The sequence below is a fragment of the Cupriavidus sp. OTU4054 genome (genome assembly GCF_038440175.1).
GTDB classification, from domain to species: domain Bacteria; phylum Pseudomonadota; class Gammaproteobacteria; order Burkholderiales; family Burkholderiaceae; genus Cupriavidus; species Cupriavidus pauculus_D.
In genome coordinates this window covers 193,972-203,020 of the sequence record NZ_JASATF010000011.1, presented here as the reverse complement: position 1 = coordinate 203,020, position 9,049 = coordinate 193,972, and the positions used below count along the sequence as shown (strand labels likewise).

Sequence of the window (9,049 nt, the reverse complement as noted above, 5' to 3'; positions counted from 1 at the left end):
TTGCCGCGCATCATCATCAGGTTCGTGAGGATCTGGATCGTCGGCACCGAGTTCTTGTGCTGCGTCAGGCCCATGCCCCAGCAGGCAATCACGTTCTTGCCGCGCGCATAGACGCCGGTCAGCGCGTCGATTTCCTCGAACGTCGTGCCCGACTGCTCGACGATGTCGGCCCAGTTCTCGGCGCGCAGGTCGGCGACGAACGCATCGTAGCCATGCGTATGACGGCGCACGAAGTACTCGTCGATCAGCGATGGCTCGCCGCGTTCGCGCGCCGCGTCGTCCATTTCGATCAGGCGCTTGGCCATGCCCTTGATCAGCGCGAAATCGCCGCCGAGCTGCGGCTGCACGAACATCGATGCGATCTTGGTGCTGCTGCCCGTGATCATCTCCGAAGCATGCTGCGGGCTCGTGAAGCGTTCCATGCCGCGCTCGCGCAGCGGGTTGATCGACACAATCATCGTGCCGCGGCGCGCGCATTCGCGTAGTTCGCCGAGCATGCGCGGATGGTTGGTCGCCGCGTTATGGCCAAAGATCAGGATCGTGTCCGCATGTTCGAAGTCGTCGAGCACCACGGTCGCCTTGCCTACACCGACGGTCACGGGCATGCCGCGGCTCGTGGCCTCGTGGCACATATTCGAGCAGTCGGGAAAATTGTTGGTGCCGTAGGCACGCACGAACAACTGGTACAGGAAGGCCGCTTCGTTGCTCGCGCGGCCCGAGGTGTAGAACGCGGCTTGGTCCGGCGTATCGAGCGCGCGCAGGTGGCGGGCGATAAGGGCAAAGGCTTCGTCCCAGTCGATCGCGACATAGCGATCGGCCACGGCATCGTAGACCATCGGATGCGTCAGGCGGCCATGCTGCTCGAGTTCATAGTCCGTCTGCTTCAGCAGCGACGTGACGGCGTTCTCGGCAAAGAACTCCGGGGTCACGCGCTTGCTCGTGGCTTCCGCCGCCACGGCCTTTACGCCGTTCTCGCAGAACTCGAAGGTCGAGCCGTGTTCGCGATCGGGCCATGCGCAGCCGGGACAGTCGAAGCCGTCGGGCTGGTTCTGTCGGAACAGTGTCACGTACTTGCCGCCGGCCACCTTCTCCTTCACGAGATTGATGGCCACGTACTTGAGAGCGCCCCATCCGGCTGCGGGATGGGTATAGGGGGCGATGTAACCGTCTTCGGGGGTCGGCTTGCTACTCATGACTTTGTTTCCTTCGATTTCAGGGGGGCGCGATGCTTGGTGGTTCCTAAAGTACGTCTGGCATCGCAGTACGAACAGATACAACCCATTGAACGTCAGGAGACATTCGGCGCGGGTTTTGCTTCCCCACCGCGCTGTATCGCCTCGGCTGCCTGCGGGCTGTGTCCCTTGACGTAACGACTCCGGGCAACATTGTTCAGCCGTCAATGCAGGCCTTGTTGACAATCCGAGGTCGCCATCGATTCCGTGGCAAGCTGGCCCAGCGTCTGCATCGCGCGATCGGTCGTGCTCGTCCATTCCCCGCTGAAGTTCAGGCGCAGGAAGTTGGCAAAGCGATGGTCGCTGCTGAACAGGCGGCCCGGCGCGATGGAGATGCCGCATGCCAGCGCGCTGCGGTACAGCGCCAGCGTGTCGATGCCCCGCGGCAGTTCGATCCACATCAGGTACCCGCCTTCCGGCGCGTGCACGCGCGTCCCCGCGGGAAAGCAGCGACGGATCGCGGCAATCGCGATACTCGCGTTCTGGACGATGCGCCGGCGCAGCCGGCGAAGGTGATGGTCGTAGCCGTCGTGCTGCAGATACTCGGCAATCGCGAGCTGCACGCTCGGCGGTGTCGTGATCGCGCTCAGGAACTTGAGCTTCTCCACCTGCTGGCGGAAGCGGCCCGGCAATGCCCAGCCGATGCGATGGCGATGCGTGAGGCAGCGCGAGAACGAGCCGCAATGCAGCACCAGTCCGCGCGTGTCGTACGTCTTCAGCGACGTGGGATGTTGCGTGCCCACATGCAGCTCGCTGTACTCGTCGTTCTCGACGATGGGAATATCCTGACCGGTGAGCAGCTCGACGAGCTCGCGCTTCTTGTCCTCGGGCATCTGGCGGCCCACCGGGTTCGCGAAGTTCGCGGTGATCACGCACGCGGCCACGGTCTGCGTATCGATGGCCTCGCGCAACAACGCCATGTCGATGCTGCCGGAGGCGTCGCTCGGAATCTCGATCGCGCGCATGCCCAGGTGGGTAATGGTCTCGAGCATGCCGTAGTAGCAGGGCGACTCGACCACCACCGCATCGCCGGGGCGCGCCACCGCCTGCAGGCACAGGCGCACGGCTTCGGTCGCGCCGCACGTCACGATGAACTCGTTGGGGTCCGCGGGCTGTCCACGTTCGACGTAACGCCGCGCGAGTTGGCGGATCAGCGCCGGATGTCCGGGCGGCAGTCCGTCGAGCATCGCGCTGTCACCGCAGCGACGCGCCTGCACGCCGACGTACTGGGCGATGCGCTGCGACGGCAGCAGCGCGGTATCGGGATACGGCGAGCCGAGCGGCATCGCGTTGTCCTGCTGGATCGCGCGCAGCGTGCCGAGCACGAGCGAGGTGACGTCGATGTCGTCATCGATCGCCGGCGCCGATCGTGCGGCCGCGTCATGCATCGCAATGAGGCGCTCGGTCGATACCGGCGACGACGTTGCCGAAAAATCCACACGCGGCCGCACGAAGAATCCCGACTGCGGCCGGCTTTCGATCACGCCACGGCTCTCCAGCAGCAGATACGCGCGCACCACCGTGTTGATGCTGATGCGATGCTGCTGGCTTGCCTGCCGCACGGACGGAATGCGCTCGCCGGCGCGGAAGATGCCCTGGTCGATCGACCGCTCGATGGCATCGGCAAGACGGTGATAGAGCATCGACGAGATATCGGCCCCAGCCTGGCTGGGCATGACGTCGTGGACGGATTCGAGCGTGGTCGCGATCATCGGGGACTCCGGGTGGCCGCATGCGGCGTTGACACATGGCGACACAGTAAGGAGCCGAGCCCGACAAATTCCGCTCAGAACAATGACAAATCGGTCATAAACATAGACTTATTGTCCGCACATATGGCAAAGGCTTGGTGGGAACCTTGCACTGAAACAAGGTGACGCAGACGCTCGGAGATGATCGGCGACCTGCTCGAGCACACCGCATAGCGTGGCGATTTGCCGCCAAGCGTGCCGCTCGGGACATCGCCTCGTTTGACCGTGACCAACTGGGAAGGCGCGCTATTGCGAATGAAAGCGGAACAAGCGTGGTGTTCCTCAAGCTGTGCACCGGGGTTATACGATGGGATGACTTGTCAGGCGTGTGGGCGAGGGTCAAACTGACGCCGCTCTCCTAGCACGCATCCATTGAAAGGTCCCACGCAATGCAAAGCAGTGCACGCAACCAATTCTCCGGCGTCATCGGGCAGGTCACCGCGGGCGCGGTCAATGACGAAGTCACGATCAAGACCGATGGCGGCGCGGAGATCGTCGCCACGGTGACGCACGACAGCGCGACGCGTCTCGGTCTAAGGACGGGTGCGAAGGCGGTGGCGCTGATCAAGGCGACATCGGTGATCGTCATGGTGGGCGCCGATCCCGGCAAGGTGTCCGCGCGCAATGTCGTGGTCGGCAAGGTGACCGCGCTGACGAAGGGCGCCGTCAATGCCGACGTGACCATCACAGACTCGAACGGCCTCTCAGTCTCGGCCATCATCACCAACAGCAGCGTGGACCGCCTCGGGCTGTCCGTGGGTTCCGCCGCTGCCGCGATGTTCAAGGCCTCCAGCGTGATCGTCGGTACCGACGCCTGACACCACCGCCATGCATGGCGAAGAGGTGGCCTCTTGGTTAGAAACTGGAGGTATTCCACAAGGATGACCCTGCCAATCGCGATCAATATCGCGCTTCCCGATGGCTTAGCTCCAGCGGCCCAGTGCGGAGCCGACTAGGCGCTTCCTATCAGGACGCCGAGTGTCGCCATGAGCGTGGTCGCCATGCCGGATGGCGCCGGCGACCACCGCGATGTTGATGCCACGAACGCGAGTGCTACGCCCGCCGCCATGGCGTCGATGCTCGTCGCAAAGCCCGTGGCAGGGCGATTGATTCCATAATGAATGGACTGCGGCTTGTCCTCGTGCGCTTCCGCGCTGGAGGACTTCAGCATCATGCGCAGGCCGAGCACCGTCAGCAGTCCGAACGCGATTCTGCTATAGCCGTGGACCTCCCGCGCAAGCTTGTATTGCTCGAGCGCCTCAGCGGAGGAAGTTCTTGGCGGACCTCAGCCGAATTCTGGCCGACACGATCACATCGAGTGGTACATGCGAGCGAGGGCGTCGGGATCGGCCCTAGATATTACCGGTTGCCAGGGTTAGGACGATACGAAGGTAATCTGAGTCTGCATGATCCCAGATCGATGGACCGACCGCCCTTGACGATTTATGGTTTTGCCACAAGCGACCGCAATACGAGTTGGCTGGCTGCCTGCCAGCACCTAGGCTCCGGCAGTAGGAAGCCAAGCCGCACAAGTCGCTCGATTCGCCACCACGGGATTTTCTCCTCAGGCAGTGCCATGTCTGACGGGTCGAATTCAGCGTAGACGGGCTGACCATCTAAGGGCGATCGTACGATACGGAGGCGACGCCCAGCGTTGAGAAGATCGATTACCTTCTTCTGTTGATTGCTGAGTGCCATACAACTCTTTGAATGCGCCCGTCTTTCGCCGTATGGCCAACCGGTCCGCTACGGCCGACTGCTGTGGCTCGCCAGAAAAAGGGCTTTCACATTAAGCGTTAGTGTATTGGCGGAAGATCACACTTGCATTTACGCCACCGAAGCCGAAGCCATTTGAAATCGCGTTCTCGATTTTCATCTTTCGAGCGTTCCCATGGACAATGTCGATGCCTTTCGCGATTTCGTCTGGCTCTTCAAAGTTCAGAGTCGCCGGCGCTATCTGGTCGCGAATTGCTAAAGCGGTGAAAATCGCCTCTACGCCACCAGCAGCACCGAGTAGATGGCCGGTGGAAGACTTGGTAGCTGACACGGCAGGGGATGCATCCCCAAACACGGCTCTTATTGCATGAAGCTCGCTTCGGTCTCCCATTGGGGTGGAGGTCGCATGCGCATTGAGATGCTGCACTTCCTCAGGCCGAATTCCCGCGCGATGCAACGCCAAAGTCATCGCTCTTTGTGCGCCAGCGCCATCGGGGAGCGTCGACGTCATGTGATAGGCGTCTGAAGTGGTTCCGTACCCCGTAACCTCTACGATGGGTCGGGCACCGCGCCGTAACGCATGCTCCAGGTCTTCGATGACTAGGACACCCGCCCCTTCGCCCATCACGAACCCATCTCGTTGAGCGTCAAATGGACGTGAGGCCTTTGACGGTTCCTCGGCATGGTGCGTTGATAGAGCGCGCGCAGCGCTGAAAGAGCCGATCGTTACTCGATCGATACACGCCTCCGCACCACCGCAAACAGCGATGTCGGCCTCACCGGATTGGATAAGGCGCATTGCGTCACCAATCGCCTGCACACTCGCGGCGCACGCCGTCACTGGAGTACCGCTGGGGCCCTGAAAGCCGTGCCGGATGGAGATCTGTGCCGCGGCCATGTTGGCGATAAAGCTCGGTACGGTAAATGGGGACAGTCGCCTTGGACCCTTGTCGTACGTGGTGCGGACTGCTTCGGCGATCGCTCCGAATCCTCCTACTCCCGACGCGATAACAGTCGCGGTTCTAACCCTTGCGTCATCGGTAAGGGCTTCCCACTTGGCCATTGTGAGCGCTTCCGCTGCCGCCGCCAGAGCGAAATGGATAAAGCGATCCATTTTCTTCCGGTCCTTCGCGTCGACTACGGCGTCGATGTTGAAGCCCGCCAGGTCGTCCTCCACGGAACGGACGATACCCGCCGTTTTTGCGGGTAGTCCCTCGACAACGGATTCGGGAAGACGCTCCATACCCGATCGCCCCGCAAGAAGTCGGCTCCAGGCAGTCTCCACTCCGCAGCCCAACGGCGTCACAAGACCCATACCAGTCACAACAATTCGCTTCATGAAATCTTCCCAACCTCGTTAGCCAATAGCTCAACATCCGCCTCTGCGGCCAATCGAAATTACTTCCGACGCTGCCAAAGCTTGCAATATGCTAGTAACTATAGACTTTCATTGTGAAAGACACAAGACTGCGCCGCACGCCTATCCGTACGGACGAGATCGAACAAAGGAGATTGCACCGCAATGGGGCGACGCGCGTGAGTGGCAAAAATTGAGGGGCAGCCAACGCTGTCCGCCCTGACCGGACCGGAGCTGCAGCGATGTATAACCACTGATTGAGGGTCTTGCCCCCCGCGACGAGAGGGCGCGCATCCAAGCAGGACCGCGCAGATCCACCGTCGTCGCTGCGATCGTGTACGACTTCACCGTCTACAGTTTTCTTTGCCCACCATCGAGGGCCTCTTCTTTCCACGCATTCGCCATTGGCGTCTCTGTTGCTATCATTTGCAACCTTTAGCGCTAGGTCCGTGATGCGCCTCATTGACGCCGTCTTGGCTTGATCTGACAGTTTGCCGACCAGGACGGCAGACGCCGTGCTTTGACGCGTATCGGGGACAACAGTGCTCGTTATGCGAGGTACCCGGCGCGGCCGCTCGCGCGGCCTCTACCGTTACGACACGATGCCGCCATTGACCCGTACCGTCTGACCATTGATCCAGCGTGCGTTGTCGCTAACCATGAAAGCTACGACGTCCGCGATGTCGCTCACCTGAGCGAGGCGGCCGAGCGGAGTCATTGCGGCGAACATTTTCAGGCGGTCGGCGTCGTTTGCGAGCGTAAGCAGCTCTGTTTCGGTCGGTCCAGGAGCGACAGCGTTCACGCGAATACCGCGAGACCCGAGCTCTCTGGACAAGCTGCGGGTCAGAGCTTCTACCGCAGCCTTCGAAGCGCAATAGGGGCCATACCCTGCAGGTGACATACCGATTACGCTGGTCGAGATATTGACGATGCGGCCGCGGTCACGCATACGCTGCGATGCCAGCTTGAGACCATTGAGTACACCACGCACATTGATCGCGAACATACGATCAAAAGCGAGCTCGTCGACAGAGCCGATGGTCATATTGCTCATGAGTCCGGCGTTATTCACAAGGACGTCCACTCCGCCGAACGCTGATGTTGCGTCGTCGAAGATTCGCTCGAAATCCTCGCGGCGAGAGACATCGCCTCGCACTGCGATTGCGCGGCCGCCCGCCGCTTCTATACCGGAAACCACGCGCCGAGCCGCATCTTCGTCAGTGGCAAAATTGACGACGATGTTGAATTTATGCTCAGCGAGCTTGAGCGCCATTGCTGCGCCTATGCCCCGAGATGCGCCGGTGATGATCGCTGTCTGCTGAGCGATCGTGTTCGAGTCTGCCATGTTGATTTCTCCTGAATGCCGGATTCATTAAACAGTTAGATATCGCTTAGCGTGGAAACGTGAACCAGGTCTGCGAGGCCGATACGGGGGAGGAGCTCTGCGCATCGGCGGCGCTGGCATTGGGGCCGGCGAGTGCTCGCATGCTTGCATAGCCGATATCGCCGGCCGCGGCCAGCGCGTGCGCCGCCATGGCACCGAAGCCCCTTGCTCCCGTGACGAGAGTGATCTTTGTCATGATGTCAGTCCAGGTAAGTTGGGGACGGAGCAACGGAATATAGCTACGCGAAGCCCCCGTTGGCCCGCACGATTTGGCCGTTGATCCATTCCCCGTCCGGGCCTACCAGAAAGGCGACTACGCGCGCGATGTCGTCCGGCTGCCCGAGGCGCTCCAGCGGGGCCACGTGCGCCAAAGTAGCGATCTCGGAGGACGATTTACCAGCGAGAAACAAGGGGGTGGCGACCGGCCCAGGAGCGACGGCATTGACCGTAATGCCTCGGCCGCGCATCTCATTGGCCATTACGCGTACGAGGCCCTCGACGCCAGCCTTCGACGCGATGTAGGCGCCATAGGAGGGGAATGACTTGGCCAGAACGCTGCTCGAGAATACGACGATACGTGCGCCGGTCGTCAGCGCATTCGCTGCCGCCGACAGGATGCAGAACGTTCCGCGAAGATTGACGCGCACCGTCCGATCGAATAGCTCAATATCACCATCGGCGATGGGAGACAACGGCATGATGCCGGCGCAATGAATCACCGCATCGATGCGCCCGAATCGGTTGATGGCTGCGGAAAACATCGCGTCGACCGCAGCCTTGTCCGAGACATCTGCAGCAACAACTTCGACCGCGCTTCCTTGCGCGACGATATCTTCCGCGAGCGCCTGCGCAGGGGCAGGGTTGCCAGCAAAGCAGGCAACGATGCTAAAGCCATCTCGCGCCAGGCGCAGTGCCACTTCCCGGCCAATGCCGCCCGACGCTCCCGTAACCAGAGCGACTTTCCCGTTCACTTCCATGGTCACACCCTCAGAATCAATTGAGATGTGATCAGGCTATGAGTTCACTTGCTTTTTGGATTTCGCCGAGACGCCACTGATTTCGAGTTCGGCACCTATTTGGATAGCGGCGCGGACGGGGCGGTCGGCGCTGTTGCTGTCGACCGACATTTATACCATCGCATAATTCAGCAATCGCTTTGGCCCGCGTAGGATGGTCGCACATTTTGTTGTGAGGAATGCGCGTGTCCAACACCTTGACCGTGGCCATCGTCGATGACGATGCGTCGCTGCGCGTCGCCACGTCCAGATTGGTGCGTTCTCTAGGATGGAATGCAAAGGCTTACGCGTCGGCGGTCGAATTTTTGGATAGCGGTGACGAATCCAAGGTCGCCTGCGTTATCTCCGACGTGCAGATGCCGCGCATGACAGGTCTTGAGATGATGCGCGTGCTTCGTGCAAGACAGTTTGCCGCGCCCATCATCTGTATCACGGCATACTGCACTGACGCCATCCGAGAGGAAGCCGTCCGTATGGGTGCCGCGGCGTTCTTGTGCAAGCCTGTGAACGGCGTGGAGATCAAGACGTGCCTTGAGGAAGTGGCGGCGCAACACCGCGCTGGTCGCCCTTGACATCGATCGAGTAACAATTCA

General features: G+C 61.0%; 9 protein-coding genes. 2 read left to right on the top strand and 7 right to left on the bottom strand.

Going from position 1 to position 9,049, the window contains the following annotated elements; all coding sequences use genetic code 11:
• Positions 1-1,193 (bottom strand): molybdopterin-dependent oxidoreductase (locus AAHB16_RS15495; RefSeq protein ID WP_342051387.1); only part of this gene is annotated, 1,193 nt, incomplete at its 3' end.
• 203 nt (positions 1,194-1,396) lie between these two features.
• On the bottom strand, positions 1,397-2,875 hold the full coding sequence (locus AAHB16_RS15490; RefSeq protein WP_342051389.1) for an aminotransferase-like domain-containing protein: 1,479 nt from the start codon (positions 2,873-2,875) through the stop codon (positions 1,397-1,399).
• A gap of 497 nt (positions 2,876-3,372) precedes the next feature.
• Here AAHB16_RS15490 and AAHB16_RS15485 point away from each other — a divergent pair, with 497 nt between their 5' ends.
• On the top strand, positions 3,373-3,801 hold the full coding sequence (locus AAHB16_RS15485; protein WP_342051386.1) for a TOBE domain-containing protein: 429 nt from the start codon (positions 3,373-3,375) through the stop codon (positions 3,799-3,801).
• A 134-nt stretch (positions 3,802-3,935) separates the two neighbouring features.
• Here AAHB16_RS15485 and AAHB16_RS15480 read toward each other — a convergent pair whose 3' ends face one another.
• From AAHB16_RS15480 to AAHB16_RS15460, 5 genes are all read right to left on the bottom strand, one after another.
• Positions 3,936-4,193, bottom strand: a complete 258-nt coding sequence (locus AAHB16_RS15480) for a manganese efflux pump (protein ID WP_342051388.1) — start codon at positions 4,191-4,193, stop codon at positions 3,936-3,938.
• A 579-nt stretch (positions 4,194-4,772) separates the two neighbouring features.
• Complete coding sequence (gene fabF, locus AAHB16_RS15475; protein WP_342051385.1) at positions 4,773-6,038, bottom strand: beta-ketoacyl-ACP synthase II; 1,266 nt, start codon at positions 6,036-6,038, stop codon at positions 4,773-4,775.
• 610 nt (positions 6,039-6,648) lie between these two features.
• Positions 6,649-7,401, bottom strand: a complete 753-nt coding sequence (locus AAHB16_RS15470) for a glucose 1-dehydrogenase (RefSeq protein WP_342051384.1) — start codon at positions 7,399-7,401, stop codon at positions 6,649-6,651.
• A 46-nt stretch (positions 7,402-7,447) separates the two neighbouring features.
• Positions 7,448-7,636, bottom strand: coding sequence for a hypothetical protein (locus AAHB16_RS15465; protein WP_342051383.1), 189 nt, complete (start codon positions 7,634-7,636; stop codon positions 7,448-7,450).
• A gap of 43 nt (positions 7,637-7,679) precedes the next feature.
• Entirely contained in the window at positions 7,680-8,417 is a 738-nt protein-coding gene (locus AAHB16_RS15460) for an SDR family oxidoreductase (RefSeq protein ID WP_342051382.1), read from the bottom strand.
• 224 nt (positions 8,418-8,641) lie between these two features.
• Between AAHB16_RS15460 and AAHB16_RS15455 the strand changes: the two genes are divergently transcribed.
• Positions 8,642-9,028 carry a response regulator transcription factor gene (locus AAHB16_RS15455; protein WP_342051381.1) on the top strand — a complete coding sequence of 129 codons (387 nt, stop codon included), beginning with the start codon at positions 8,642-8,644 and terminating at the stop codon, positions 9,026-9,028.
• Positions 9,029-9,049: the final 21 nt, after the last annotated feature.